This is a genomic window from Devosia sp. FKR38 (assembly GCF_005222805.1).
In the GTDB taxonomy this organism is placed as follows: Bacteria; Pseudomonadota; Alphaproteobacteria; order Rhizobiales; family Devosiaceae; genus Devosia.
The window spans coordinates 130666-156283 of record NZ_STGC01000005.1 but is presented as its reverse complement, the minus strand read 5'-3'; the positions used below and the strand labels follow the sequence as shown (position 1 = coordinate 156283).

At 61.4% G+C, this 25618-nt stretch carries 22 protein-coding genes, 2 tRNA genes and 1 pseudogene; 13 read left to right on the top strand and 12 right to left on the bottom strand.

Annotation, left to right across the window (positions count from 1 at the left end):
• Window positions 1-302 precede the first annotated feature (302 nt).
• The 4 genes from E8M79_RS05875 (at window position 303) to E8M79_RS05860 (ending at window position 5056) form a co-directional block, all read left to right on the top strand.
• Window positions 303-950: a TadE/TadG family type IV pilus assembly protein gene (locus E8M79_RS05875; protein ID WP_171015741.1), complete on the top strand. Its 648-nt coding sequence runs from the start codon at window positions 303-305 to the stop codon at window positions 948-950.
• Complete coding sequence (locus E8M79_RS05870; RefSeq protein ID WP_137151017.1) at window positions 938-1594, top strand: TadE/TadG family type IV pilus assembly protein; 657 nt, start codon at window positions 938-940, stop codon at window positions 1592-1594. The genes E8M79_RS05875 and E8M79_RS05870 overlap by 13 nt, the downstream gene beginning before the upstream one ends.
• Window positions 1588-2904 (top strand): pilus assembly protein, encoded by a 1317-nt coding sequence (locus tag E8M79_RS05865; RefSeq protein ID WP_137151016.1) that lies wholly within the window; start codon window positions 1588-1590, stop codon window positions 2902-2904. Before E8M79_RS05870 ends, E8M79_RS05865 begins: the two co-directional genes overlap by 7 nt.
• Window positions 2905-3022: 118 nt before the next feature.
• Window positions 3023-5056, top strand: coding sequence for a YgiQ family radical SAM protein (locus E8M79_RS05860; RefSeq protein ID WP_137151015.1), 2034 nt, complete (start codon window positions 3023-3025; stop codon window positions 5054-5056).
• Between the two features lie 23 nt (window positions 5057-5079).
• On the opposite strand, the gene E8M79_RS05855 is transcribed toward E8M79_RS05860, so the two are convergent.
• The 9 genes and pseudogenes from E8M79_RS05855 to E8M79_RS05820 form a co-directional block, all read right to left on the bottom strand.
• A complete protein-coding gene (locus tag E8M79_RS05855; RefSeq protein WP_137151014.1) occupies window positions 5080-5787 on the bottom strand; it encodes a VIT1/CCC1 transporter family protein in 708 nt (235 codons plus the stop codon).
• 262 nt (window positions 5788-6049) lie between these two features.
• A tRNA-Phe gene (locus E8M79_RS05850) sits at window positions 6050-6125 on the bottom strand.
• Between the two features lie 184 nt (window positions 6126-6309).
• Complete coding sequence (gene yacG, locus E8M79_RS05845) at window positions 6310-6519, bottom strand: DNA gyrase inhibitor YacG (RefSeq protein ID WP_171015740.1); 210 nt, start codon at window positions 6517-6519, stop codon at window positions 6310-6312.
• Window positions 6519-7157, bottom strand: coding sequence for a Maf-like protein (locus E8M79_RS05840; protein ID WP_137151013.1), 639 nt, complete (start codon window positions 7155-7157; stop codon window positions 6519-6521). Before E8M79_RS05840 ends, yacG begins: the two co-directional genes overlap by 1 nt.
• Before the next feature lie 102 nt (window positions 7158-7259).
• Complete coding sequence (gene infA, locus E8M79_RS05835) at window positions 7260-7478, bottom strand: translation initiation factor IF-1 (protein ID WP_046138947.1); 219 nt, start codon at window positions 7476-7478, stop codon at window positions 7260-7262.
• A gap of 76 nt (window positions 7479-7554) precedes the next feature.
• A complete protein-coding gene (locus E8M79_RS18565) occupies window positions 7555-7983 on the bottom strand; it encodes a hypothetical protein (protein WP_282568116.1) in 429 nt (142 codons plus the stop codon).
• 57 nt (window positions 7984-8040) lie between these two features.
• Window positions 8041-8532, bottom strand: a pseudogene (locus E8M79_RS18560) (UPF0262 family protein); the annotation flags it as partial.
• Window positions 8533-8540: 8 nt separating this feature from the next.
• Entirely contained in the window at window positions 8541-9833 is a 1293-nt protein-coding gene (hisD, locus tag E8M79_RS05825) for a histidinol dehydrogenase (RefSeq protein WP_137151012.1), read from the bottom strand.
• Between the two features lie 9 nt (window positions 9834-9842).
• A complete protein-coding gene (locus E8M79_RS05820) occupies window positions 9843-10277 on the bottom strand; it encodes a DUF2948 family protein (protein ID WP_137151011.1) in 435 nt (144 codons plus the stop codon).
• A 183-nt stretch (window positions 10278-10460) separates the two neighbouring features.
• On the opposite strand from E8M79_RS05820, the gene E8M79_RS05815 reads away from it, so the two are divergent.
• Genes E8M79_RS05815 through E8M79_RS05800 form a run of 4 tightly spaced genes read left to right on the top strand, consistent with a single transcriptional unit; the run spans window position 10461 to window position 14102 of the window.
• On the top strand, window positions 10461-11093 hold the full coding sequence (locus tag E8M79_RS05815) for a TetR/AcrR family transcriptional regulator (RefSeq protein ID WP_171015738.1): 633 nt from the start codon (window positions 10461-10463) through the stop codon (window positions 11091-11093).
• On the top strand, window positions 11090-12025 hold the full coding sequence (locus E8M79_RS05810; RefSeq protein WP_137151009.1) for an HlyD family efflux transporter periplasmic adaptor subunit: 936 nt from the start codon (window positions 11090-11092) through the stop codon (window positions 12023-12025). Before E8M79_RS05815 ends, E8M79_RS05810 begins: the two co-directional genes overlap by 4 nt.
• Window positions 12022-12972: an ABC transporter ATP-binding protein gene (locus E8M79_RS05805; protein WP_137151008.1), complete on the top strand. Its 951-nt coding sequence runs from the start codon at window positions 12022-12024 to the stop codon at window positions 12970-12972. The genes E8M79_RS05810 and E8M79_RS05805 overlap by 4 nt, the downstream gene beginning before the upstream one ends.
• On the top strand, window positions 12969-14102 hold the full coding sequence (locus E8M79_RS05800) for an ABC transporter permease (RefSeq protein ID WP_137151007.1): 1134 nt from the start codon (window positions 12969-12971) through the stop codon (window positions 14100-14102). The genes E8M79_RS05805 and E8M79_RS05800 overlap by 4 nt, the downstream gene beginning before the upstream one ends.
• Before the next feature lie 88 nt (window positions 14103-14190).
• Here the strand turns inward: E8M79_RS05800 and murA are convergent, their stop codons facing one another.
• Window positions 14191-15483, bottom strand: coding sequence for a UDP-N-acetylglucosamine 1-carboxyvinyltransferase (murA, locus tag E8M79_RS05795; protein ID WP_137151006.1), 1293 nt, complete (start codon window positions 15481-15483; stop codon window positions 14191-14193).
• A 416-nt stretch (window positions 15484-15899) separates the two neighbouring features.
• Between murA and E8M79_RS05790 the strand changes: the two genes are divergently transcribed.
• Window positions 15900-15974, top strand: a tRNA-Thr gene (locus E8M79_RS05790).
• Between the two features lie 233 nt (window positions 15975-16207).
• On the opposite strand, the gene E8M79_RS05785 is transcribed toward E8M79_RS05790, so the two are convergent.
• The gene (locus E8M79_RS05785; protein ID WP_137151005.1) at window positions 16208-17059 is read right to left on the bottom strand and encodes a hypothetical protein; all 852 of its coding nucleotides are present in this window, start codon (window positions 17057-17059) and stop codon (window positions 16208-16210) included.
• Window positions 17060-18190: 1131 nt separating this feature from the next.
• Between E8M79_RS05785 and E8M79_RS05780 the strand changes: the two genes are divergently transcribed.
• From E8M79_RS05780 to E8M79_RS05765, 4 genes are all read left to right on the top strand, one after another.
• Window positions 18191-20185, top strand: a complete 1995-nt coding sequence (locus E8M79_RS05780; RefSeq protein ID WP_248304914.1) for an N-6 DNA methylase — start codon at window positions 18191-18193, stop codon at window positions 20183-20185.
• A gap of 409 nt (window positions 20186-20594) precedes the next feature.
• Complete coding sequence (locus E8M79_RS05775) at window positions 20595-21158, top strand: hypothetical protein (RefSeq protein WP_137151003.1); 564 nt, start codon at window positions 20595-20597, stop codon at window positions 21156-21158.
• A gap of 9 nt (window positions 21159-21167) precedes the next feature.
• Entirely contained in the window at window positions 21168-21704 is a 537-nt protein-coding gene (locus tag E8M79_RS05770; RefSeq protein WP_137151002.1) for a hypothetical protein, read from the top strand.
• Window positions 21705-22493: 789 nt separating this feature from the next.
• A complete protein-coding gene (locus E8M79_RS05765) occupies window positions 22494-23225 on the top strand; it encodes a hypothetical protein (RefSeq protein ID WP_137151001.1) in 732 nt (243 codons plus the stop codon).
• A gap of 306 nt (window positions 23226-23531) precedes the next feature.
• Here the strand turns inward: E8M79_RS05765 and E8M79_RS05760 are convergent, their stop codons facing one another.
• Window positions 23532-24389 (bottom strand): ParB N-terminal domain-containing protein, encoded by an 858-nt coding sequence (locus tag E8M79_RS05760; RefSeq protein ID WP_137151000.1) that lies wholly within the window; start codon window positions 24387-24389, stop codon window positions 23532-23534.
• Between the last annotated feature and the right edge of the window lie 1229 nt (window positions 24390-25618).

Sequence of the window (25618 nt, the reverse complement as noted above, 5' to 3'; positions counted from 1 at the left end):
GAATTGCGTAGTTTCGAGGTATTGATGCGACTTACGCATCAATACCGGACCCATTGGCGCCGCGGCCAAGCCCTGAGTCCGGAGGCCCGGCGCATGCGCCAAGGCAGGCGTGCCAGAGCGGCAGATTGAACAGGCGCAGGGTCTGCCGAGGCAGCAAGGCGCAGCGCGCAAAGGCCTGGAGAGAGGGGCTGCGAGCGCGACGGCATGTCGTGACATGAGCGATTTCAAGCAATGTTAACGATTGCATTGCATGTTCGGCCCGAACGACCAACCCCGTCTGCTCCGTCCCAGGAACACGCCGCGTGCATCTCGCCTGCCAGATTAAGCAGATCGCCGGATCGTCTCCTTGCCGCAGGTCGCCTGACCTTGCAGGCGATGCACTGCCGCAGAAACCAGCGCCGTCATACGCCATTCGCCTGAGGGAACGCGTCAAACGCCACCTGCGCGTCTTGAGGGGCTTTGCCCTGGCGAACGCCGGCGCCACTGCCGTTGAGTTTGCCCTGCTTTTGCTGCCCTTCTTGCTTGTGCTGCTGGCCAGCACAGACGTGGGTGTGAAGGCCTTCATTCAAGGCGATCTCGATCGTGTGCTGGAGGAGGCCACCAACAATCTGGCGCTCAAGGCCAACGAGGCAAGTTCGGCAAGCAAGTATAAGGAGTATTTTCTTTGTGGGGCGCTTGGACCGCTGCTCAACTGTGACGATCTCGAGATCGGCGCGACCGTTGTCGGTGGTCGGCTGTTCGACTACCGCAACAAGCCGCTGTCCGGCCTGTGGTCGCTGGGGTGCGGCGGGGACACGGTGCTGGTCGAGTTGACCTATCCCTATGAGCAGATCATCGCGCCGTTCGCCATAGCGGACATTATCGAGGTTGAGGGCAAGAAGCGCTTTCGCAGCCGCGCCGTGGTTCTGCGCGAACCTATTTTGACCGGAGCAGGCGCGTGTTCAAACTGATCCGGCGGCTGGCCCGAGACCATCGCGCGGTCGCTGCGACCGAATTTGCACTCGTGATCCCGCTGTTGCTGATCGTGTTCATGGGTGTGGTCGAGCTGTCGAACTACATCATGCAAAGTCGGCGGGCCCATCAGGCCGCCATCCAGGTCGCCGAGTTCCTCAGCCGAGACGGCGACAATATGCTGACCGTGGCCGAGCGCCATGTGGCGGAAGACATCTGGATGATCGTCAATCCGACCGCGCATCTGGCCACGACACCCCGGGACGATCAGTGGGCCAATGGCTATAGCCGCGCCTTTGCTTCAGCCAGCTTCGTGCCAGACCCGGACTGCAAGATTGCGCCGTGTTCTTTGGTGCCAAAGGTGCTTTGGAGCTTCCGGTACGAGGATATCATCAGCAACCCCGTCTATACGCACTGCAAGCTCGACATTGTGGACAATACCACCGCGCTGAGCGGAGAAAACATCCGGGCTGGCCTGGTTGGCGCAGCGCCTGTGGTCGTGGTTGACTTGACTTACCCCTATTTCCCGCTGCTGCAGGGTTGGCTGTTTCCCAGCCTGGAACTGCATGTCAACGCCGTGCGCAAGATGCGAAACGGCGTGATCCTTGACCATGTATCGGACCAGTTTGTGACACGATGCTGAACCTGCTGCACCGCTTCATCGGCGATCGCGCCGGCAATTTCGCCATTCTGACGGCATTTCTGTTGCCGGTGGTGCTGGCCGCGACAGGGGCCGCCGTCGACCTCGGCATGGCGCTGATCGCCAGCCAGCAGCTCAGCGCGGCGGCCAATGGCGCCGTGCTGGCTGCGCTCAGCGATGTGCAGGTATTGAGCGAAAGCGGCGCCACGGTCACGCAGGAGCAGGTCAACGCCAGCGCCGAGGGGTTCTTCCTCGCCAACACCTCCAATCTCGCATTCACCACGCTCGACAGCGTGTCGCCGGACGCCGAAATCCGGCAAAACCAGATCGAGGCCGCGATCAGCTTCAAGGCCACCTATCGCACCACGATCATGTCGCTGTTCGGGATCAATACGGTGCCGATCGCCAATCAGGCCCATGCAACGGTGACGCTGCGCTCCTACATGAACATCAACATCCTGGTCGACACCTCGCAATCGATGGGCATCGGGGCCACCGATGTGGATCAGCGGCTGGTGGCACAGGCCACGGGATGCGCCTTTGCCTGCCACATTGACCAGGCGCGCGGCAGCTCTTCGTATGATGATGCAAGGGCGATTGGCGCCACCATGCGTATCGACGTGGCCCGAAGCGCCGTTACCGCAGCGGTGGACGCCGTGGCCAATGCCGAGCAGTTTCCTGGCCAGGTCACGATGGGCCTCTACCGGTTCAGCAATGACCTGACGGAAATCCTGTCACCAAGCGACGCCCGGGCCCGCGATCTGACGCAGGTCAAGGCACTGGCACAGAGTCAGATCAACCTCGACCTGCTTTATGGCGGCACCAATATCGAGCAGGCGCTGCATCAGATCGCCACCAAGCTTCCCCGCAACGGGACCGGCAACGGGCCAGGCGACCGCATCCAATATGTCATCGTCGTCACCGACGGCGTTGAGAGCGGCCAAGCCTGGACCAACGCCAGAGACTGGTTTCTGCACCCAACTGCGGCGCCCAATACCCCGAGCAAGGCCTATGCGGCCCATGAGGTGAACTACGCCCTCAATGAGTCTGCCTGCGGATCCTTGACCACCAATGAAATCGGCACCTATTTCATCTATACCGAATATCTGGTGCCCAAATACGGGAAGATCAGCAGCGGCGACCACAAGCGCTTCGACTTCATCACCAAAAGCCTCTTCCCCATTTTGCAGACCCGCATGTCCGACTGCGCCGGGAATGCCAAGAATGTCCTGCCGGCCAGGTCGCCATCGGAAATTGAGGCGGCCGTGGTTGGCATTGTCAGAAAGCTCTCGTCGCCCCTGCGGCTCTACTGAGCGGATCGCCTGGCAATTGTGTTGGACCGGGCGGGCCTGCCCCGAACACGCGGCAGCGTGGCCGGCCCGCAGCCGGGTTTGATTGAATTCGCAATGGCGGCGTTCTATAGCTCGCCGCATGGAAACCATCGCCAGCGCCCAGCAGACCGTCCCCACCCTGACCCGCCACCGGCCCGAGGCCAGGGCGGCAGCGCCGTTCCTGCCGATGAGCCGCGCCGAAATGACCGCCCTGGGCTGGGACGAATGCGATGTCGTGCTGGTGACAGGCGACGCCTATGTTGATCACCCCAGCTTCGGCATGGCGATCATCGGCCGCCTGCTGGAGGCGCAGGGCCTGCGCGTCGGCATCATTGCCCAGCCCGACTGGCAGTCCGCCGAGCCGTTCAAGGCGCTGGGCAGGCCCCGGCTGTTCTTCGGCGTCACCGGCGGCAATCTCGATTCCATGGTCAACCGCTACACGTCTGACCGCAAGCTGCGGCACGACGACGCCTATACGCCGGGTGGCGAAGGCGGGAAGCGCCCGGACCGCTGCACCATCGTCTATACGCAGCGCTGCCGCGAGGCCTACAAGGACGTGCCGATCGTGCTGGGCGGCATCGAAGCCTCGCTGCGCCGCATCGCCCATTACGACTATTGGTCCGACAAGGTGCGCCGCTCGATCCTGGCCGACGCCAAGGGCGATATCCTGATCTATGGCAATGCCGAGCGCGCCGTGGTGGAAGTGGCCCGCCGCATGGCGGACGGCGCGACGACCCGCGAGCTCGACGATGTGCGCGGCGTGGCCATGTTCCGCCGCGTGCCCGAGCACTTCACCGAACTGCATGCCGATGACCTCGACTCCGACGACGAGGGCGCGACGCGCACCCGCGGCGACACGGTGATCCGCCTGCCGGCCTTTGAAGACGTCGAGAACGACCGCGAGGCCTATGCCCGCGCCTCCCGCGTGCTGCATCGCGAAGCCAACCCGGGCAATGCGCGCCCGCTGGTGCAGCGCCATGGCGACCGCGACCTGTGGCTGAACCCGCCGCCGATTCCGCTGACCTCGGACGAGATGGATTCGGTCTACGACCTGCCCTATGCCCGCGCGCCGCATCCGGCCTATGGCGACGCCAAGATCCCTGCCTGGGACATGATCAAGTTCTCGGTGACCATCATGCGCGGCTGCTTTGGCGGCTGCACCTTCTGCTCGATCACCGAGCACGAGGGGCGCATCATCCAGAACCGGTCCGAAGGGTCGATCCTGCGCGAGATCGAGCAGATCCAGGACAAGACACCGGGCTTTACCGGCGTGATCTCCGACATCGGTGGCCCCACCGCCAATATGTACCGCATGGCCTGCAAGGATCCCAAGATCGAGGCGGCCTGCCGCCTGCCGTCCTGCGTGTTCCCCACGATCTGCCCGAACCTGAACACCTCGCATGACGATCTGATCCGGCTCTATCGCAAGGTGCGCGAGGCCAAGGGCGTCAAGAAGGTGATGGTCGCCTCGGGCGTGCGTTACGATCTGGCGGTGACGAGCCCGGAATATGTCAAGGAACTGGTGACCCATCACGTGGGGGGCTATCTCAAGATCGCGCCCGAGCACACCGAGCGCGGCCCGCTCGACAAGATGATGAAGCCGGGCATCGGCACCTATGACAAGTTCAAGGAAATGTTCGACGCCGCAGCCAAGGAAGCGGGCAAGAAATATTACCTGATCCCCTATTTCATCGCCGCCCATCCCGGCACGACCGATGAAGACATGATGCACCTGGCGCTGTGGCTCAAGAAGAACCGCTATCGCGCCGACCAGGTGCAGACCTTCCTGCCCTCGCCCATGGCGACGGCCACGGCCATGTATCACACCGGCGTCAACACGCTCAAAGGCGTGCGGCGCGGGGCGAGCGACCAGGTGGAGACCATTCGCGGCGCCCGCCAGCGCAAGCTGCACAAGGCGTTCCTGCGCTACCATGACCCGGACAATTGGCCGCTGCTGCGCGAAGCGCTCAAGGAAATGGGCCGGGGCGATCTGATCGGGCCACGCCCCGACCAGCTGGTGCCGACCTATCAGCCGCCCGGCACGGGCAAGGCCGCCGCCACCAAGCGCCCGGTGCGCACCTCGAGCCGTGGCCCCAAGTTCACCACCAAGGGCGTCCCGCTGTTCAAGAAATAGCGGGGCCGGCGCAGCATTCTCGCCTAGACGCTGACGCCGAACAGCCGCCCCACGCCGGCGGTGATGGCCATGGCTGCCGCCCCCCAGAACAGCACACGCGCGGTGGGAATGAGCTTGGGTGCGCCACCAGCCTGTGCGCCCAGCGCGCCGAGCCCAGCCAGGCACACCAGCGTTGTCACAACCACCACCGGAATGATCATGTCAGCGGGCGCCAGGACCGCGGCAATCAGCGGCAGGGCCGCAGCGGCTGTGAAGGTCAGCCCGGAGGCCAGAGCGGCCTGCAGCGGATTGGCGGTGTGTACCTCAGACAGGCCGAGCTCGTCGCGCACATGGGTTGCCAGCGCGTCGTGCTCGGTCATTTCCCGGGCCACCAGCGCTGCGGTGGCGGGCGACAGGCCGCGCGACTCGTAGATCGATGCCAATTCGGCTTCCTCCTCGGCGGGCGTGTCGATCAGCGCCTGCCGCTCGCGGGCAATGTCGGCGCGCTCGATATCGGATTGCGAGCTGACCGAGACATATTCGCCGGCGGCCATCGACATGGCGCCAGCGGCGAGGCCGGCGATGCCAGCGATCAGGATGGCGCCCGGACCGGGATCGGCTGCGGCAACGCCCACGATCAGCGATGATACCGAGACGATGCCGTCATTGGCGCCCAGCACGGCGGCCCGCAGCCAGCCGGCCCGGTTGACGTAGTGCAGTTCTTCATGGGCGGATGTGTAGGGAAGGGTCATCATTGGTTCCGCAATGGGCGTTCTATTGAAGGCGGCACGGACGCGGCGGGCGGGCGTCGCTCGGGCCGGCGCGAGCAGGCCGCAGGAATGGCCCGTTCTAGCAAGCGAAACTGACACCACGCTGACGCCGCAGCACGGCGCGGTATCGCGATGACCTGGGCAGTGGGGGCAAGCGCGCCCCGGTCGTACCCGGATCAAAGCGGCTTCGCTGGCGCCCATAATGGGCACCTTGCACAAGCGATTGCAATCAATGAGAAAATTATGGTGCCCGGGACCGGAATCGAACCAGTGACACGCGGATTTTCAATCCGCTGCTCTACCAACTGAGCTACCCGGGCATCGGGGCGGAAGGACCGCCCGGCTGAAAGCCATGGGCCTTATAGGGGAAGGGTTTTGCCCGTGCAAGCGGGAAAAGGGCATGTGGAAAAGGAGTTTGTGGCCAATCGGCAGAAATGACCAAAAAGCCCCGGTTTGCGGGGCTGTGCGGCATGCTGCGATGGGGTGCGCTGGCGCGAAAAAAGCCTAGAACTGGTCGTCTTCGTCGCCACCGGGGACCGAATTGTCATCCTCGGACATGGGTTCGTCGTCCCGCGCAGGGATGACATAGCCGCCGGTGAGCCAGCGGTTGAGGTCCACATCGGCGCAGCGCTTGGAGCAGAAGGGCTTGAAGGCGGCGACCGTGGGCTTACCGCAGATGGGGCATTTGCGCGCGGGAGCGACGGGCTCGGCCATCAGACGCCGGACAGGGTGGATTGATTGAGCCAGTTGAAGTGCACCGGATAGCCCTCGCCGGCCAGCAGTTGTGCGGTTTCCATCAGCGGCAGGCCGACAACGGCCGAATAGGAGCCGGACATCTTGACCACAAAGGCGCCGGCAATGCCCTGGATGGCATAGCCGCCGGCCTTGCCACGCCATTCGGCGCTGGCCAGATAGGCTTCCATTTCGCGGGTGGAGAGGCGCTTGAAGCGCAGCCGGGTCTCGACGAGGCGCTGACGCTTGGCACCCGAGGGCGTGAGCACGGTGACGCCGGTATAGACGCGGTGGGCGCGGCCGGACAGCAGGGCGAGGCACTGGCTGGCCTCTTCCATGGTCTCGGCCTTGGGCAGGATGCGGCGGCCGACGGCCACCACAGTATCGGCGCCCAGCACCAGCGCGCCGTCGCCAAAGCCGGCCGAACGCGCCTTGTGCTGTGCCTCGACCGCCTTGAGGTCGGCCAGGCGCATGGCCAGGCGTCGCGGCAGCTCACCCTTTTCGGGCGTCTCGTCGACATGGGCGGGCACGAGATGCTCGGGCTCGATGCCGATCTGATTGAGCAGGGCCAGCCGACGTGGCGAGGCAGATGCCAGGATCAGGTCCGGACGGCTGGCCATGGTGGGATCGAGCTCCGTTGCTGGGGTGGTGCCGGACAGGGAGGTGGCGGGACCGATTGTGTCAACCGGTCGGAGCGCGCCCCTGCGGGCAGCCGCGTCGGACTATTTGAAGCGGTAGGTGATGCGACCCTTGGTCAGGTCATAGGGCGTCATTTCGCACAACACCTTGTCGCCTGCCAGCACGCGGATGCGATTCTTGCGCATGCGGCCTGCGGTGTGGGCGATGATCTCATGCTCATTCTCCAATTTGACCCGAAAGGTCGCATTGGGCAGCAATTCCACTACCACGCCCGGGAATTCGAGCACTTCTTCCTTTGCCATACTGTCTCCAGAAAAGACCCCGCGCAGCTCGGATTGGCGCGCCAGGGGTCGGAAATTGGGCGGAACCTACTTCAATTCAATGGATTTGTGAACCACCGGAAACCAGAGGTTCCAAGCGGGCCCTGACGCGCTTGTCCAGCGTGTCCCGCAGGGTGCGATAGGCGGACAAAACCACTTCGCGATTGCCCTCCACCAGGGAGGGGTCGGCAACGGTCCAGGCCTCGATGGCGCCGGCCTCGAGCCCCTTGCGGGCCACCGCTTCTGGCGCATCGTCGGACAGGCAGATCACGAGGTCAAAGCGGTTGGCCACCAGCTCATCGAGGATATGGGGCGTGTGCACGCTCATATCGACGCCGACCTCTTCCATCACCTCATGGACGAACTGATCCGCCTTGCCGCCATTGACGCCCACCGAGCGGGCGATGATGCGGCCGGGAAAGGCCTTGCGGGCGATGGCGGCGGCGATGGGCGAGCGCACCGAATTCATCGAGCAGACAAAGAGCACGCTGGGCAGCTCGGATTTGCTCTCGTCGATGCGGCTGGCATAGGGCTGCACGGCGCAGATAAGGGTGAAGAGCCGGCGAGCGGTGTTGAGATCGATGATGATCTTGTTGTCCAGCCGGGTGCGCAGCAGTTCGGCGGCCTCGTTGTGGATGCCGCGCCGGGCCATGTCGACGGTTTCGATCTGGAACGGCTGGGCCGAGCGGATCGCCTCGTAATAGGCGTCGCGGATGCGGAAATAGTCGCGGATCAACCGGCGGAACGGGGTCAGCGAGAGATAATGCGCGGCGATGGGCTGGAAGGTCTCGGGGTGGCGCACATCGAGTACGATGGCATTGCCGACGATGGACATATGCAGCGCAAACGGCCCCACGGCCGCGACCCGCGCGGGGCGGAAGCTGTTGTCTTCGAGCAGGTCATAGATGGCGATGCGCCACTCATGCACCTCGTCCGGATTGATCGAGGTGATGGTATTGGGATCAAGCGTAACGGTGACGAGGCGATCGGTGCTGGCCAAGGTTTTTGCAGTTGCCGTCCCGTTTGCTGTCGCCATCGCTGAGATCACCGGTTGGAGCGGATCGATACGGAGCGGCCGTGGCCATCAAGGCCTTCAACTTCGGCCAGGATCTCGGCCGCCTCGGCCAGGGCCGAAAGCGAGCCGGGATCGCAGCCCAGCAGCGAGGTGCGCTTCATGAAGTCGAGCACGCCCAGGCCTGAGGCAAAGCGCGCCGTGCCGGCCGTGGGCAGCACATGGTTGGAGCCGCCGACATAGTCGCCGATGGCTTCGGGCGTGTGGTGACCGATGAAGATCGCGCCGGCATGGCGGATGTCATCGAGAATGGCCCGGGGATCATCGAGCGCCAGTTCGACATGCTCGGAGGCAATGCGATTGGCCAGGTCGGTGGCCTGCCGCAGAGAGGACACCGTGATGATGGCGCTGTAGCTGTCCCAGCCCTCGCGGGCATTGCTCGGGTCGGGCAGCAGGGCAATCTGTCGATCGACCTCGCGGTCGACCATGTCCGCCAGCGCCCGGTCGGTGGTGACCAGGATCGAGCGCGCCCCGGCGCCGTGTTCAGCCTGGGCGATGAGGTCGGCGGCGACCCAGGCGGGGTTGGCGGAGCTATCGGCGATGACAAGCACTTCGGAGGGGCCGGCGATCATGTCGATGCCGACCTGGCCGAACACCTGGCGCTTGGCGGCAGCGACATAGGCATTGCCGGGGCCGACGACCTTGTCGACGGCAGCAATGGTGGCGGTGCCATAGGCGAGGGCAGCAATGGCCTGGGCGCCGCCGACGCGATAGATTTCGGTGACGCCGGCGATCTGGGCGGCCAGCAGAATGGCCGGATTGATTTCATTGTCCGGCGTGGGCACGACCATGGCAATGCGCGACACGCCCGCCACCTTGGCCGGCAAGGCATTCATCAGCACCGAGGATGGATAGGAGGCCAGGCCCCCCGGCACATAGATTCCCACGGCGTCCACCGGCGTCCAGCGCGTGCCCAGGGTCACGCCCAGGGCGTCGGTATAGATGTGGTCGCTCGGCTTCTGCTTTTCGTGATGGGCCTTGATGCGATCATGCGCGGTCTGCAGCGCGCTGCGCACGCGATCGGACACAGTGGCGGCCGCTGCCGCAATGGCGTCGGGGCCGATGCGCAGGTCGGCTGCCGCATAGGCGGTGCGATCGAAGCGATTGGTATAGTCGAGCACGGCAGCATCGCCGCGCTGGCGCACATCGGCAATGATGGCGGCGACGGTGTCGCTGACGTCCTGGCTGGATTCGCGCTTGCCCGCGAGCAGTTCGGCAAAGCGCGCCTGGAAATCGGCATCGGCGCTGTCGAGGCGGAGGGTCATGGGTCGTCCTTAGTCGAGAGCGTGGGCAGGCTTGGCGGCCGCGGCCCAGGTGGCGCCCAGGTCGGAGAGTCGGGCTTCCAGGCATTCCACGCCCAGGCGCACGGTGCCACCACCGGCAAAACTGAGTTCGACGATTCCGGCCGGACCGTCGATGGGCATGAAGGTGATCGCCAGCAGCGACAGAACGCCCTCAGCGGCGCCGGGATCAAAGCCGGCCGTGACCACCGACTGCACCGAATCGAAATGCAGGGCCGCGCGCTTGCGCTGCCCCTTGTCGCGCTTGCCCTGCACAGACTGCCAGTCAAAGCGGTTCATCAGGAGGGCGAAGCGGCGGTCGGCGCGGGCATAGCCCATGTCAGCGACACGCACCACGGCATCCTGCACATGGGCAGAGACGACTTCGAGGTCTTCGGTGTCGAGGGCGATGAGCTTGAGATCGGTCATGAACAGGCGGTCCCTGGGGGATTGGTCGACCCTATCTGGTCACCCCTGCCCCGATCTACAAGCTTGGCTGCATCGGGGCAATGCAGCAGCGGCAAAAAGGCGCCTTTGCTGGGCTGCGCAATGGCAGGACCCTCTTGCTAATGACTGACCAGTCAGTTATTAGTGATGCAGATGGAGTTTGTCATGGTCGAGACCGCCAAGAAATTTCGCCGCCGCGCCGAAGCGCGCCCCGATGAGGTGCTCGACGCCGCGCTGGCCGTGTTTGTGGAAAAGGGCTTTGCCGCCGCCAAGGTCGACGAGATCGCCAGGCAGGCCGGCGTCTCCAAGGGGCTGGTCTATCTCTACTTCCCCTCCAAGGAGGCGCTGCTGGAGGGCATCGTGCGGCGGGCACTGGCCCCGATCGCCGACGATGCCGTCAACCGGCTGGCCGCGTTCGAGGGCGACCCAAGGGATGCCATCGCCATGCTGCTCACCGTCGTCTGCGGGCAGCTCAGCGACCCCGCGAGAATGGCCATTCCCAAGGTGGTGATCAGCGAGGTGGTGCGTTTCCCCGCCATTGCCGCGATGTATCGGCGCGAGGTGATCGACAAGGTCCGGCCAGCACTGGAGGTCATGCTGAAGCGCGGTGTTTCGGCCGGGTATCTGCGCGACATCGACCCCGAGATGGCGATCCGTTCGGTTATTGGGCCGGTGATGGCCCATGTGGCGCTGGTCGCGCTGTTCAATGTGGAGACCGATGCGGGACTGGATATGGACCGCCTGCTGACGAGCCACCTTGATATCCTGTTCCACGGCATCAGCGCGGTGCGGCCATGAGTGATTTCCTTGCCGGACTCTTGGCCGGACTGATGGCGCTGCTGCCGGGTGGCGCGTCCGAGCCCACCGCCTATGTGGGCTATCTCGAAGCGGACTATGTCTATGTCGCGCCAGCAAGCCCTGGCCGGCTTGTCGATATCGCGGTCACCGAAGGGCAGAGCGTGACGCAGGGACAGATGCTGTTTGCCCTCGATGACCGGCAGCAGGCGGCACAGCGTGACGCGGCCGCGGCGCGCGTGGCCTCGGCGCAGGCGACGCTGGACAATCTGGTGACCGGCGGTCGCGTCCAGGAAATCAATGTGATCCGGGCGGCGCTGGACAAGGCGCAGTCGGACCTGGCGCTGGCCCAGTCCAATCTGGCCCGTAGCGAGAAATTGCTGGCGCTGGGCACCGCCCCCTCGGTGCGCGTCGAGCAGGATCGCGCAGCGGTCAATGCCGCTCGCGCCCAGGTGGATCAGCTCACCGCGCAGGTGGATGTGGCCGAGCTGCCCGCCCGCTCCGCCCAGCAGGTGGCGGCCGAAGCCAATCTGACAGCGGCCCGGGCTGATGCAGAGGGTGCGGCCATTGTGCTGGCCGATCGGCAGACCACTGCGCCCGTCGATGGCGTGGTGGACCGGCTCTATTTCCACACCGGCGAAATGGCCGGCAGCGCGCCGGTGCTGTCGATCCTGCCGGCGGGAGCCCTCAAGGCGCGCTTCTTTGTGCCCGAGACGGCGCGGGCGAGCCTGGCTATCGGGCAGGAGGTGCAGGTGAGCTGCGACGGCTGTACGGCCATGGCGGCGCGCATCACCTATCTGGCCGCCGAGCCGCAGACGACGCCGCCGGTGATCTATTCGCGCGAGGAGCGTGGGCGGCTGGTCTATCTGGTCGAGGCCACTTTGGCGGCGCCCGGCACTCTGCAGCCCGGCCAGCCCGTGACGGTGACGCGGTGACCCAGACGTCGGGACACGCGCCAGCCATCGACGTGCGCGGTTTGACGAAGCGCTTTGGCGACAAGCTGGTGGTCGATAATTTCGACATCGCCGTGCCGCGTGGCGCCATCTATGGCTTTCTGGGCCCCAATGGCTCGGGCAAGACCACCACCATCCGCATGCTCTGCGGCCTGCTGCTGCCCGATGCGGGTCAAGGCACGTGCCTGGGTTTTGACGTCCGCCGCGAGGCGCGCCAGATCAAGACCCAGGTCGGCTATATGACGCAGAAATTCAGCCTCTATGAGGACCTGTCGATCCGGGAGAATCTCGACTTCGTGGCCCGCATGTATGGCGTGCCGCAGCGCCGCAGTCGGGTGGAGAGCGCGCTGACCGAGCTGGGGCTGGCCGACCGCGCCGGACAATTGGCCGGCACGCTGTCGGGCGGCTGGAAGCAGCGCCTGGCGCTCGCAGCATGCCTGATTCACGATCCGCAACTGCTGCTGCTTGATGAACCCACGGCCGGCGTCGACCCCAAGGCGCGGCGCGATTTCTGGGACGAGATCCGCCGGCTGAGCCGGCAGGGCGTCACCATTCTGGTCTCCACCCACTACATGGATGAAGCGGTGCAGTGCGACTTCATCGCCTATATCGCCTATGGCAAGAAGCTGATCGACGGGCCGGCAGCCGACATTCCGCGCATGGTCGGGCTCACCACCTGGCGCGCCGAGGGCACCGAACTCGCCGCGCTGGAACTGGCGCTGGCCGGCCAGCCCGGCGTGGCGCAGATCGCCCGCTTCGGCGCGAGCCTGCATGTGTCCGGGCGCGACGCGGCCGCGCTCCAGGCAACGGTGCGGCAGTTCGAGGCGCGCGGGACCCAGCGCTGGAGCCTGCAACCGGCGGGCCTTGAAGAGGCCTTCATCTATCTGATGGCCGGCGCGCAGGACAATTTCGCCCAGGGGCCGTCATGAACTGGTTCTCCCCGGCCCGCTTTGCGGCGGTGCTGATCAAGGAATTCATCCAGATGCGGCGCGACCGCGTCACCTTCGCCATGATGATCGGCCTGCCGATTGTTCAGCTCTTGCTGTTCGGCTTTGCCATCAACAGCGATCCGCGCCAATTGCCGACGTTGGTCGAACTCAATGACGACGGCCCGGTGGTGCGGGCCATTCTCGCCGGCATGGCGACCTCGGATTATTTCGACTTCATCGGCGTGGTGCAGGGGCCGGCGGCGGGCGAGGCAGCGCTGCGCCAGGGCACGGCCAGCTTTGTGGTGGTGATCCCCGCCCAGTTTGAGCGCGATGTGGTGCGCGGCCAGCACCCAGACATCCTGATCGCCGCCGACTCCTCCGATCCCACAGCGGTTGCGGGCGCAGCGGCAGCGCTGGGCGGGATAGTGGCGGGCGCCGCAAGCCAGACACTGACCGGTCCGCTGCAACCCCTGGCGGGCACAACTGCCCCATTCGGCGTGGTGGTGCACCGCCAGTTCAATCCCGAAGGCAAGACCTCGACCAACATCGTGCCGGGCCTGTTGGCGATTATCCTGTCGATGACCATGGTGATGATCACGGCGGTGGCCATCGTCAAGGAGCGCGAGCGCGGCACCATGGAAATGCTGATCGCCACCCCGGTGCAGCCGCTGGAGGTGATGGCGGGCAAGATCCTGCCCTATGTGCTGGTGGGCTATGTGCAGACGGCGGTGTTCCTGGTGGCAGCCTTTGTCCTGTTCTCGGTGCCGTTCGAAGGCAGTTTTCTGGCGTTCCTGATCGGGTTCAACCTGTTCATCCTGGGCAATCTGGCGCTGGGCTTTCTGATCTCCACCCTGGCGCGCAGCCAGATGCAGGCCATGCAGCTGAGCTTTTTCACGATCCTGCCCTCGATCCTCCTCTCCGGCTTCATGTTCCCCTTTGCCGGCATGCCGGGCTGGGCCCAGGCGCTGGGCACGGGCGTGCCGGCTACGCATTTCATCCGGCTGGTGCGCATGGTCATGCTCAAGGGCGCCGACAGTGCCGATGTCGCCGGCCAGTTTGGTGCCCTGGCCACCATCACCACCGTCTTTGCCCTCCTGGCCATGCTGCGCTACCGGCAGACCCTCGACTGAGCGCCATAGGGCGAAACACAAACGGCCCCGCACCGGATCAGGTGCGGGGCCGTCGTTATATGCGATCCGCTTTTGGGCGGCGTCAGAATCAGCCGGCGACGCGCTCGATTTCGGCGCCGCAACGGCTCAGCTTGTCCTCGAGGCCCTCAAAGCCGCGATCGAGGTGATAGATGCGGTTGACGACGGTCTCGCCCTGGGCGGCGAGACCGGCAATGACCAGCGACACCGAGGCGCGCAGATCGGTAGCCATCACCTGGGCGCCCTTGAGCATGGACTTGCCGCGCACGGTGGCCACCTGGCCGTCGACAGTGATGTCGGCGCCGAAGCGGGCCAGTTCGGCCACATGCATGTAGCGATTCTCAAAGATCGTCTCGCGAATGCGGCTGGTGCCACTCGACATGGTCATCAGGGCCATGAACTGGGCCTGGAGGTCCGTGGGGAAACCCGGGAAGGGCTCGGTCTCGACATCAACCGGGGCGATGGCCGTGCCGTTGCGCTGCACGCGCAGGCCGCCGGCTTCCACCGACAGGGTGGCGCCGGTGCGGGCCAGCACGTCGAGCGCCGCCTGCAGATGCTCAGGCCGCGCGCCCTTGAGCAGCACATTGCCGCCGGTCATGGCCGCAGCCATGGCAAAGGTGCCCGTCTCGATGCGGTCGGGAATCACGTCCACCGTGGCGCCATGCAGGCGCTCGACGCCCTCGATGGTCAGCGTGCGCGTGCCGATGCCGGAGATCCTGGCACCCATGGCCACCAGGCACTCGGCCACATTGGTGATCTCGGGCTCCTGGGCGGCGTTTTCGATGACCGTGGTGCCCCGGGCAAGCGTGGCGGCCATCAGGATGGTGTGCGTGGCGCCCACCGAGACCTTGGGGAAAGCGATGTGCGCGCCGACAAGGCCACCCTGGGGGGCCTTGGCCACGACATAGCCTTCATCGATATCGATCTCGGCGCCCAGTGCCTTGAGGCCGAACAGGAACAGATCCACCGGCCTTGTGCCAATGGCGCAGCCGCCGGGCAGCGACACGCGGGCCTCGTGGCAGCGGGCCAGCAGCGGGCCAATGACCCAGAAGCTGGCGCGCATCTTGGAGACCAGATCATAGGGGGCGGTGGTGTCGACGATATCGGCGGCATGGAAGGTCATGCGCTGGCCAACCAGTTCGTCCTCGCCGCGGCGGCGGCCATGCACGGCAATGTCGACGCCGTGATTCTCGAGAATGCGCTCGAGCTGCTTGACGTCGGCCAGGCGCGGCACGTTCTGCAGCACCAGCGGCTCGTCACTGAGCAGCGAGGCGATCATCAGCGGCAGCGCCGCGTTCTTGGCGCCGGAAATGGGAATATCACCGATGAGCTGATTGCCACCGATCAAACGGATGCGATCCATAGTCTTGTCGTCCTATATGGCGGGCTTGTGCCCTTGCTACCTGGGGATGGAGGTAGGCCAAGTCCTAGTTGCCACGTAAGCCAGACTCGCCGCTCTCAGCGTTGGAAGTTCAGTGTCGCCCGAAAATGGTTTACGGTTTCTTGACCGTGACCGTTTCGGAAGGGGTCGGGAGCACAGGGGCCTGTTGCTCCGCGCCGGCTCGAGCCTTGATCTGGCCCTTGCGGCGCTTGAGGTTCTCTCGCAGCTTTGCGGCCAATCTTTGCTCGCGTTGGGCCGATTGTTCGGTTTTGCTCATGCTCGATTTGGAATCGCCTTGTGCGTTGATCCGGTGATAGGCGTTTTTTGGCCTTGCGTCGAGCCAGACCCTATGGCAGTAGAGCCCCCGTCGCGCCGAGCACACCAGCCGCGCAACAGATGCTGCCGTAGCTCAGTGGTAGAGCACCCCCTTGGTAAGGGGGAGGCCGACAGTTCAATCCTGTCCGGCAGCACCATAAATTCCCAACAAAATCAGTACCATGCCTCCGATGCGCGCGCTAGCGATCATAGCTCAATCGGCATAACTCTGCACCACTATGCACCAGAAGTGGTGCAGAACTGGGGACACTGCATTTTCGCCCCCCCTGGTAGCAGCCCCTTCCGGGGGCCGAACCAGAGTACAATTGCGGCAGACTGTCATAGCCACTGAATGGCCGTGGCGCGCTAGGTGACTGCAGCAATGCCACTGCTAAACTGGCACTCGTTCGCAACCCGACAGAAGCAGCCGCTTCACCTTTCCGCTTGCGGAAAACACGCGTCGCACCTGCAGATCTAGCTTGTTGTGAGTGCCAATATTACTGCCGTGCAGGGACCACGAGAGCAATGCCAAGGAACTAACGTCGAAGTCCCCTGCAGGTCTCATCGGTACAATGCGTCGAAACTCGTCGATGTACACCCGTGCGTTGCGAGACATGGAGTTGTATCGGGTTACGTTTCCGCGAAGTATTTCGAGGTCCTCCGACTGCTCGCGCGTATTGACCCAATCCTTGGTGTCCAGATTAAATGACACCAGTTCCTGGCGTGGGGATCCAATCGATATAGTTTCAATTCCATCCGGGCCGATAGGACGGTGTGCATCCTGCAGGCAGCCTTCGAGAATTTCCGCGAGTTCGTCCAGGTCCACAGGAGGAACCTTTAGAGGCGGCGGTTCCTGACGATGATACAGATTTTGCAGAATGCGGTTTTCGGGTTCGGCATCTAGCCCCCCCGTCGCTCTCTTGAAAGCCGTCTTCAGGAAATCGTATATCATAGGAGCGCCAATAGCCCCGACCAGACCTGAGGTGGCTGGGTACGCTTCTATCAGTAGAACTAGCTCAAATACGAAGCTTCCCTGCCGCGCGGGCCGTATTTGTATTGATGCTCTTTTCAGGGCCGTGGCACGGGATGTGACCTCTCCAGTCATATAGGCGTGTAACGCAATATGTACGGCCCGAGTGATCCCGTCGATGGACACAGCGCCATCGTAACCGGGTAGTGCATTTTCGTCGGCAAGCCCGCCCTCGTATCTTATCTTTATCTTATGCTCTGCCAGTGCAGCCATTATACTCCCCACCTACTAATGCAGGGAGGTAATATTAAATCACTAGCCTGTGTCTAGGGGCTAAGGACAATGCTGCACAGATGCGCCCGGACTATATTCTCAGACAGTGCCGCCACTATACGACCTTCTGCATCAGCGAAAATAGAACGGGGCCACTTGTTATCTCGTACCTTTAGCCTGCAAGGCCAAGCTGGGCGAGGATCACGGGGTGGGATTGGCACCTCAACGACAACGCCTAATATGGCGAGAAAATGCCGGGGCAGAGCTGTGCGTCTACCATGATCCGAGACGCCCAAAATGTAAGGATTGCTTGGGAAGGAAGGGACATGATGTCTCATTTGCGTGCCACACTTGCGTCAACGGAGGCTAGCGGTCGAGGCTGATCCCGCTTGCCTGGTCCGCGCATTTACTTGAAGCGGCTGGCTGCTGGAGGTTCCCGAGGACCGGCGGGATGAAGAGGTAGCGCTGAGCGAGTGAACGGGATAGTGGTTCGCCAATTGGACATATCTTCGGGCAGTGATTTCAGTGACCTCTCAATTCGACGTCGAGTATGACGACAACGGCCGGATAGTTGACTTTCTGAGTGGTGCGGCACTCGAAGCCAAGCCAGAGGAGAGGGTAAGACAGCGATACCTTCGCATGCTCCACTTTGAATACATGTACCCGAAGGACAGGATCCGGCGAGAGGTAGCAATACACAGCGGCCACAAAGAAATACTCGATCCAGTGGGACGTCCGATCCGTGCTGATATAGTAGTTTACAACTCAGCTTCTGCAGCTCAGTCAAACGATCAGGGAAACATATACCTAGTGATCGAATGCAAAGCCCCCACAGAGACAAACGGCTATAACCAGCTTGTATCGTACATATACAATACCAGCGCGGAGGGTGGCGTATGGTTTAATGACAGCGGTCAAGATGACGGCGTCCGTTACTTCCGGCGCATATCACGCCCTCGAAACAGTCTCATACCCTGGGTGGGCATTCCCCGGCATAAGGAAGCCTGGGATGCCCTAGGCAGACGAAAGAAGTCTGACCTCGTTCGCCCCCGTGACATTAAGGGTCTCCTGCGGCGGTGCCACAATAAGCTGCATGGTCGTGGGACTGACGGGGAAGAGGCCGATCTAACCATGGACATGGTGCGGATAATCCTTGCCAAGGCTCAGGATGAAGAGAGAACTGCATCGCTGCCTGCGTTCTATTGCACCCCAGAAGAATACCTCACCGATGCCGGTAGGCAGGCTACTGCCCAGCGCATTTATGACCTGTTTGAGGAAGTCAAGCGGGCCAATTCGGACGTGTTCTCGCCAACAGATCGCATTAATGTTGGGCCACGCTCTATTGCAGACGTGGTGGTCGAACTTCAGTCCTATCAGCTCGTATCCCCCATTAGCGCATCGGTGGAATGGGATATTATGGGTCACGCATATGAACAGTACACCTCTGTTCATCTACGTCGCGAACGGGGCCAATTCTTCACCAACCGACTGGTAATCGACCTGTTAGTTGCCATGGCAGACCCTGGGTATATGGACATAGTACTCGATCCAGCAGGCGGGTCCGGGGGCTTCCTCACCGGCGCTATGCGGTATGTACGAAATCGCATAATGGCCACGGATGGCAGCGACACCGCCAAGGCACGGCAACTTGACCGACTACGCACCAATCTGTTCCTTGTTGAGAGCACGAAACGGCTAGTGCGAGTTGCAAAAACCGCCATGATATTGAACGGTGATGGCCACGCTGGCATGACCGCTGGCGACAGCCTTGGAGATTACGCAGAATTCGACCGCTCGATCGTTGCCAGAGCGGGTCGCGGCGAACCACACTTGATACTGACCAATCCTCCCTTTGCCGGTGTGGGCGAAGGTCGCATATCGGACGAGGAGACTTTATCGCGCTTCACGGTTGGTCGGAGATGGACTGAGACCGAACACGGCTACCAGCCAAGTGAGGACCTTCTTGCTGAAGGTGCTCCACCTGAACTCCTATTCTTCGAACGTTGTCTGGATTGGCTCAGGCCCGGGGGCAAGCTTGGCATTGTCATGCCAAAGAGTTTTCTCGACACCGCTACGTACCGTCCAGGTCGGGAGTTTTTGTTTAAGCACGCAAAATTACTGGCGGTAATCAACTGTCATAAGGATACGTTTCAACCCCACACTGGGGTGAGGACGTGCCTCATCCTATGCCAGAAACTAATGCTCGATGAAGATCCAGGCGATAACACCATCTTCATGGCCATATCCCGTCGCGTTGGACAAAACAGCGAGGGCGAGCCCATCTACAAGTACGACGCTCAAAATGTCGTCACAGATGATGTAGATGAGGACTTGACCGAAATACTTGAACAGTATGAAAGCCACAAGCAGGGCAATCTCGTACCTAGTCAGTACGTGTTTAGTATCAAGCGTTCCGATATTGATGCTACACTCAGAATAAATCCCCAACTGTTCCTTCCTCATCTGAATGAGACCCTGAACAGCATTGAGCGCATCGACGGGGTCGACGGCTGGACGGTACTACCCCTTGATCAAATAGCGCCTGACATACGGGTCTTTAAGGGGCCGCGACTGAAGAGTGAGGACTTAATCGTCAGCGAAATGGCTGACGGTGTAGAGCCGTATTACACGCCATCTTCTATGCTGCAGGAACGCGGCGAGAGCGCAAAGCTGTTGAACGTGCGACGCGCCACCAGGAAGCAGCTCGACACAATCAATGCCATTCGAGTTAGGCGGGGTGACATCGTTATCAGCCGTTCGGGATCAATCGGAAGGGTGGCGATCATCACAGACAAGTATGACGGTGCTATAGTGAGCGACGACCTAATTCGCGTCCGCACAGATGACGTTGTTAAACGCCATTTCTTGTTTGCATATCTGCAATCAAAATTTGCTCAGGATCAGATGATGCGTAACGAATACGGGGCCGTACAGCAGCATCTTGAGCCACAGCATATTCGGGACTTGCTTGTGCCATGGCCGGAAGACACTCAGCATGTCGCATCGGTCGTCACCTTGTCAGCTGACGCAGTTGCAACAAGGCAGTCGCTCGACACACTCAATAGGCGCATGGCCGATGAAACCCTGCGGCTCATGGCTACACTCATTCCCGGGCGGGACGGTTAGGACAACTTGCCACGCCATACTGGCTATAAAAAACTAACATTTTTGCGGTGTGGCATCTAACAGGTGTTGTTGCATGATGTCCCCCGTACCGCCGCTTTACTCAGGCTGCGTGTGGGTGACTGTGGTACAATCGGATCGCCAATTTGCCGGCTGCCTGTCAGGATGCACACTACCCACCCCTACCCGCACTGCCGAAACCGGCACGAAGCAAAACTGTTCTGCCGATACACCGTCCTCCTTCCCGATCTATGGGCTTGAGTGGTGAACCGAGCCGCTGACGCATGTCGGCAAACGGGCTGAAAAGACCGACGGCGCACTGACCTTTAGATGATGAAGACCTAAGTTCAACCTCGCATTGCTCTCACTGTTATCCTATATCTCGACCATGGAAAGCGTTACGGGACTAACGATGACTGAAACGGCGACAGCCATCGTCACTTCGAAAAATCTTGATGACGCTTACGGGGAGGTCCGTCCAGCGGCCAGAGTTGATCCGGCAGAACTGAGCAATCTGCCCGGCACGCGTCAGCGGCTTGACGAAAACTCGGGCCCGGTCCTCCGACGCTACATGCAATCAGCTATCGATGGCGTGCTTCTCTCGGTTGTTCTGCATCGAACCATTCCAATTTTGTGGGCAATTGATGAAGAAGGATCATTTTGGTTCGCGCTAGAAGAGGTCATCGACACCGCGACGGCGGGTTACCTTTTTCCCTTCGCTCGAGATTTATTGCTAAAGACCACTCAGGCCAAACTCGGGCACCCCGCTGTAGTCGGAGCTACCAAGGCCAGGCTCGGCGGAGAAATTTACTTTGATGACGGCCTTGACCCGCCGGCATGGGTTTTAAACAACAAGTCAGGACGTTTCGGCTACGGTGAAGGTAGGAGGAAGGAACACTTGAATTCCGCCCATTCTGACCTCGCTGTACACGGGATTGATGTCGTAGTGGACTTGATAGTCTCGGGCAAAAGTTAGGAGTTGAACATGGCTCTTAGTCTCTTCACTCTTCGGCTCTCAGATAAGCAAAAGCTCAGGCAGCAGCTTGAGAACGGGAACAGGACCGAATTCCTTTCTGCGCTGCGACCCTTCCTCTCGAAGGATGTCGCTGACAGCGGAGCGGATGAGGCTTTTGTTTATGCCACCGCCGTCGAGCTGACGTCCATAGGCGTGTGGGATTACGTCAAAAGCGACGCAATTTCGGACATCATGAGCAAAGCCCCTGTTCGTACGCAACACGCATTTGTTCGAGGACTTCCGCCCGAGGTCAAAGATGGATTGAAGGCATCTGCTGGCGAAACGGTCAAGCTGGCGAAAAGAACGCGCCAAACCGTTAGGGTTGGTATGCTGAACGACGACAACGTCGTCATGCAGGTACCGAAGGTGAAATGGTTTGGTGGTTACGGCCAAACAAAGCATGTCGATCCCCAAAGGGCCGCTGCCAGGATAATGCGTATAAGGAAAGTTAAGACGCGAACCAGCCCGAAGGGTGTCAAACGCCAAGTGGCGAAAAAGCCGACATGACGAAAATGCTAAGCGCCCGCTTTGCAGAATCCGTGCATAAGAAAATCAGCCGAGGCGTCCGCAATTGCTGGCCAGCGACGTACACACATTCACAGCATGTTCGACGCCGTCAAGAACCCTAACCCTTCCCGAGGCACAGGCATCACCCACACCAAATTCCTGTATTGATGGCCGCGCTTCAGAATGCCTTCGCATCGACCCCCGCAAGAATAACTTGATAGCGCGCGACCCCTTATCGGTCCATCGCTATGCGATTGGGCATCTCGTAGGGAATTGGGCATCTCGTAGGGAAATGACACAATTTTGCGACGCGGTATCTAACACCCGCTGTTGCCTTCAGTCCCCCGTGCCGCCGGTTGCGTCATCGCTCTTGAGCGTTAACGACCCAGTCTCAAGGTACCAAAGCAGTCATACGCCTCCCGAACTGCGCACATGGCACCTACCCACCCGCCTAAACTGTCGCGATCCTTCCTACATGGAATAACGGCTACGGCTTTGAACCGGGTGTATCGGTTTTCCGGTTGCACCAGTTAGCCACAAGCTAGCCATCGAAGGATGGAGGTGCCGACGCATCCATTCCATGCAGCAACCACTAGCCATGCCGGATAGGTAAGGCAGGAGAAGATGGCTAGTGAACGCCAAGGAAGAGGATGAGACTACCCTCCCACGCGTAAGACACTCCGCAAGGGTATACCCGTACGGTCATTCAGCTAACCCGGAGTGCACCGCTAGTCGTTTGGCAATCTGTGGGCTAGACCAAGCAAATTGAGTTCGTTAGTGAGCACGCGCATGAAGTTGCCTAGTATGACTGTGGGAGAGTGGATTGCGTCGGTCATACTGGTGACCGCTTGCATTGTCGGGGTGTGGTTGCTGGCTTCCGGAGTTCTGTCGGCCATCAGGCAGTTTGTGACGGTAGGTCCGGATGACATTGATGCTCAGCGAAGCATGGCCATCTCAGCGTCGTGGATGTTGGTCATCGCCATGCTATCGTTCGTCGCCACTGCGCTCGGTGCTATTCTGGTGTTCATGACACTCAGTGAAAATAGGCGGAGTTCGGTCGCAGAACTCCGAGCCTATTTGCAGGTCGTACCAAAGGGAGTTGAGATCACCGACAATCAGGTGAAATGGCAAATGGGTGTTGAGAACATTGGCACGACACCGGCCCATCGCATCACTTTCACCACGCACGCGCATCTCCTTTGGGACTTCAATATAACCGACTTCCTGAAGTCCCCTCAACGCCACGCTACCTCCAGCGTTGATGAGGCCGCAAATACTCTAGGTCACGGCAAAACATGGACTTATCCCGCTGTCACGGGAAACTGGGACGCAGCCGAGCTGGTACTTCTGAACGAGCTAAGACGTGACGGAGGAACAGCGGTCCTATTGGTATGGGGAACACTGTTCTACGTTGACGTGTTCGGAAACCGCTGCATCACGAACTATTGCCATATGTACAGTGGAGGGAAGTTCGATGCAGGAAATGCCGGGTACACTTCCCTCTTCAACGACACTACTTGATCGGCAGTTGGTAGGGGCGTCTCCGGTGAACCTCACGGGCGCCAGAGGCCGGCAAGGGGGGGGGTGCTTCTCCGTAGTACCCGACAGGGGCCAAGAGACTTTTTTATTTTATGGAATTGCCCCCACACATCGGACGCCCAGAGGTGGCACGGCCAGGAAACTCTCCCAACCGTGCCGCTCTCCTTGGGGTTTTGGGCATAGATGAGCCATGTGCTGCCCGCTCTGGGCCTGCAACAACGACATCGGGACTGTCATCTGAGGGGGGGCGGGGGTCTAAATTGCCCCACCTAGGGGATAGACCCCTGCCTAGTAGAAGCTGGCACCGTCTTCATCCGCTTCATTAGCGCTGATCCATTCGTGACCCGCCTCAGTCAGATGGTTCTTCAAGTGCAGTACCAAGTCGGGCAGCTTGCGACCGGAGCACAATGCGATGGCTCTAGCGCCAATCTCGGGATTGGTCCAAAGCTTGGTCCCGCAAGCCTTGCGCAGCCGGTCGGCATAGTCCTGAGCTTGCGCTTCAATCATTGCGTCTGCCTCTTCAGGCAAAAGGGGCGCCATCGGCTTACCTGCAGCTTCCCTCATTGCTCTTCGCCATTCGGTGATCTGCCCCGCCTCATCGCCCAAAGCCTTCTGGGCTTTCCACATGACAGCCACTTGGGCACGGGAGGCGCCGGAGGCCCGCACGATCTGGGCACGGCTGAAACAGGCATTGACCATGTTCCACGCGCAATCCATCCGCCCCCGGTTGTCCATCTGGAGCGTTGGGGCTGCGTTGCGCGTGACCACCTCCACGTATGCCTCCCGCACTGTCCCCCGGAAGAACTCCACAGGAATGTCGGGACGCTTGGCGAAACCATAGGCCTCCAGACGATAATGTCCATCAACCAGGACGATCTGGTCCCCACATCGCATCACGAGAACAGGGGAAAGGTCGGTAACGCTTGAGAGAGAGCGGACAAGTTGCACAAGGTGGTGCTGGTCCTTGTCACTGCGGATGTTGAACGCCTGAGGAGCCTTCGTGATATCGCGCAAGGCTAGACGGCGGGGATCGACGGGATGTTGCGAACAACCACCCTCGGCTTGTTTCTCAAGTCTCCGGAGGGTCTCCAGTAGCTCACTCGGTGCGAATTCCCGCTGCTTCGGTCTGTTCAATGTCAGTGTCATGCTCATCCTGGGTTGCCGCCTGCTAGGCTCAGGGCTGGTGGAGGGGCGCTGGTGGAGCGCGTGATTACTGGTGGGAGGGGGAGTGCGCGGGGCAGCCGGGGCATTGCCCTGGTGGTTGCCTTAGTGCGACCGGGCGGTACTTGAGGAGGAACTGCGGAGGCTAAACCGGCAGTTTGGCGCGAGTATTCACGGGTGGAAGGGGTAGTGGGTTTGGGATTGTCCTCGGGTGGACGTAGTAGTGAGGTGCGGGCCTCGGCAGGCCTCCCCTTGTCGGCGAGGGCCAAGGACTGGCACGATGCCCACGACCACCTAGAGGTGTTCGGAGGGAACAATCATCACCAAGAAACTAGGCCTAGTCGCGACAGCGCCGCTGATTTGCCTCTTTGCTGCGCTGATGTTGGATGGGTTCGTGTTCCGCCTGCTCTCGCCCGCAGCGCCCCCGGTCGTTATCTTGAAGGGTGAACAACTTGAGTTTCCGAGAGACCTTCCAAAACCCGATGCCGAACAGGCGCGCATCAACTCAGAAGTGGCCGCACTGTTAGACACGATGGCGGCTACCTACCCGGATGACGGCTCGCACGGCTGTCCTTCACCTGCCCCGCTCTATGGCGGCGGTTGCCGATGAAAAGGCACCAAATGCGGCGCCTCTCGAAATGGAGTGTTCAAGATGGCCAGACTATCGATACACCAACTGATCAAGGGCAGTCCGATGTCGTTGGAACGCCTCAAGACCGATGCGGAGTTCATCCAACACCCCAACCGGTGGGGAGGCGGGCGGATACGAGTGACCACATGGCCTTGGGTTGACGGCAGCCGCTCGGGAGAGATGCACGTAGGGCGCCCTCTTTCCGTCCTGACAGACACAGGCTCATGGAAGGTGTTCGCATCCATAAATGATCTACAGGTCGAGTGGGGTGTAGACGACTGACGAAGCAATGGCGAGCCGGCCGTTCCTAGTGCGAGACCCTTGCCAAGGGTACGCAGAGCAGGTACACAACGTCAGATCGCAGTCCGAAATTGCTTAGCAAGTTCAATGCACTGTGCGATGGACATGGAAATTCAATCCTGTCCGGCAGCACCAGTTTCTCCTTTTATTTCACAAGCCTAAACAGAAACCGCTGATCTTTCGCGGCAGATGTTGCGGGATTGTGCGTGCGCCTTCGGGACGTCGTCCAGCGTTGGCAATCGTCAATCACAGACCGAGTTTTTGGGTGGGCGCGGGTGCGCCT

Excerpts from the sequence above, each read along its gene's own strand:
- yacG (WP_171015740.1), bottom strand. The coding sequence starts at position 6,519 with ATGGCCGAGCCCGTCGCTCCCGCGCGCAAATGCCCCATCTGCGGTAAG.
- E8M79_RS05855 (WP_137151014.1), bottom strand. The coding sequence starts at position 5,787 with ATGACCCTTCCCTACACATCCGCCCATGAAGAACTGCACTACGTCAAC.
- murA (WP_137151006.1), bottom strand. The coding sequence starts at position 15,483 with ATGGATCGCATCCGTTTGATCGGTGGCAATCAGCTCATCGGTGATATT.
- E8M79_RS05820 (WP_137151011.1), bottom strand. The coding sequence starts at position 10,277 with ATGACCGATCTCAAGCTCATCGCCCTCGACACCGAAGACCTCGAAGTC.
- E8M79_RS05815 (WP_171015738.1), top strand. The coding sequence starts at position 10,461 with ATGGTCGAGACCGCCAAGAAATTTCGCCGCCGCGCCGAAGCGCGCCCC.
- E8M79_RS05840 (WP_137151013.1), bottom strand. The coding sequence starts at position 7,157 with ATGGCCAGCCGTCCGGACCTGATCCTGGCATCTGCCTCGCCACGTCGG.
- E8M79_RS05760 (WP_137151000.1), bottom strand. The coding sequence starts at position 24,389 with ATGACACTGACATTGAACAGACCGAAGCAGCGGGAATTCGCACCGAGT.
- E8M79_RS05810 (WP_137151009.1), top strand. The coding sequence starts at position 11,090 with ATGAGTGATTTCCTTGCCGGACTCTTGGCCGGACTGATGGCGCTGCTG.
- E8M79_RS05785 (WP_137151005.1), bottom strand. The coding sequence starts at position 17,059 with ATGGCTGCACTGGCAGAGCATAAGATAAAGATAAGATACGAGGGCGGG.
- E8M79_RS05765 (WP_137151001.1), top strand. The coding sequence starts at position 22,494 with ATGAAGTTGCCTAGTATGACTGTGGGAGAGTGGATTGCGTCGGTCATA.
- E8M79_RS05865 (WP_137151016.1), top strand. The coding sequence starts at position 1,588 with ATGCTGAACCTGCTGCACCGCTTCATCGGCGATCGCGCCGGCAATTTC.
- hisD (WP_137151012.1), bottom strand. The coding sequence starts at position 9,833 with ATGACCCTCCGCCTCGACAGCGCCGATGCCGATTTCCAGGCGCGCTTT.
- E8M79_RS05800 (WP_137151007.1), top strand. The coding sequence starts at position 12,969 with ATGAACTGGTTCTCCCCGGCCCGCTTTGCGGCGGTGCTGATCAAGGAA.
- infA (WP_046138947.1), bottom strand. The coding sequence starts at position 7,478 with ATGGCAAAGGAAGAAGTGCTCGAATTCCCGGGCGTGGTAGTGGAATTG.
- E8M79_RS05860 (WP_137151015.1), top strand. The coding sequence starts at position 3,023 with ATGGAAACCATCGCCAGCGCCCAGCAGACCGTCCCCACCCTGACCCGC.
- E8M79_RS05770 (WP_137151002.1), top strand. The coding sequence starts at position 21,168 with ATGGCTCTTAGTCTCTTCACTCTTCGGCTCTCAGATAAGCAAAAGCTC.
- E8M79_RS05780 (WP_248304914.1), top strand. The coding sequence starts at position 18,191 with ATGGACATGGTGCGGATAATCCTTGCCAAGGCTCAGGATGAAGAGAGA.
- E8M79_RS05775 (WP_137151003.1), top strand. The coding sequence starts at position 20,595 with ATGACTGAAACGGCGACAGCCATCGTCACTTCGAAAAATCTTGATGAC.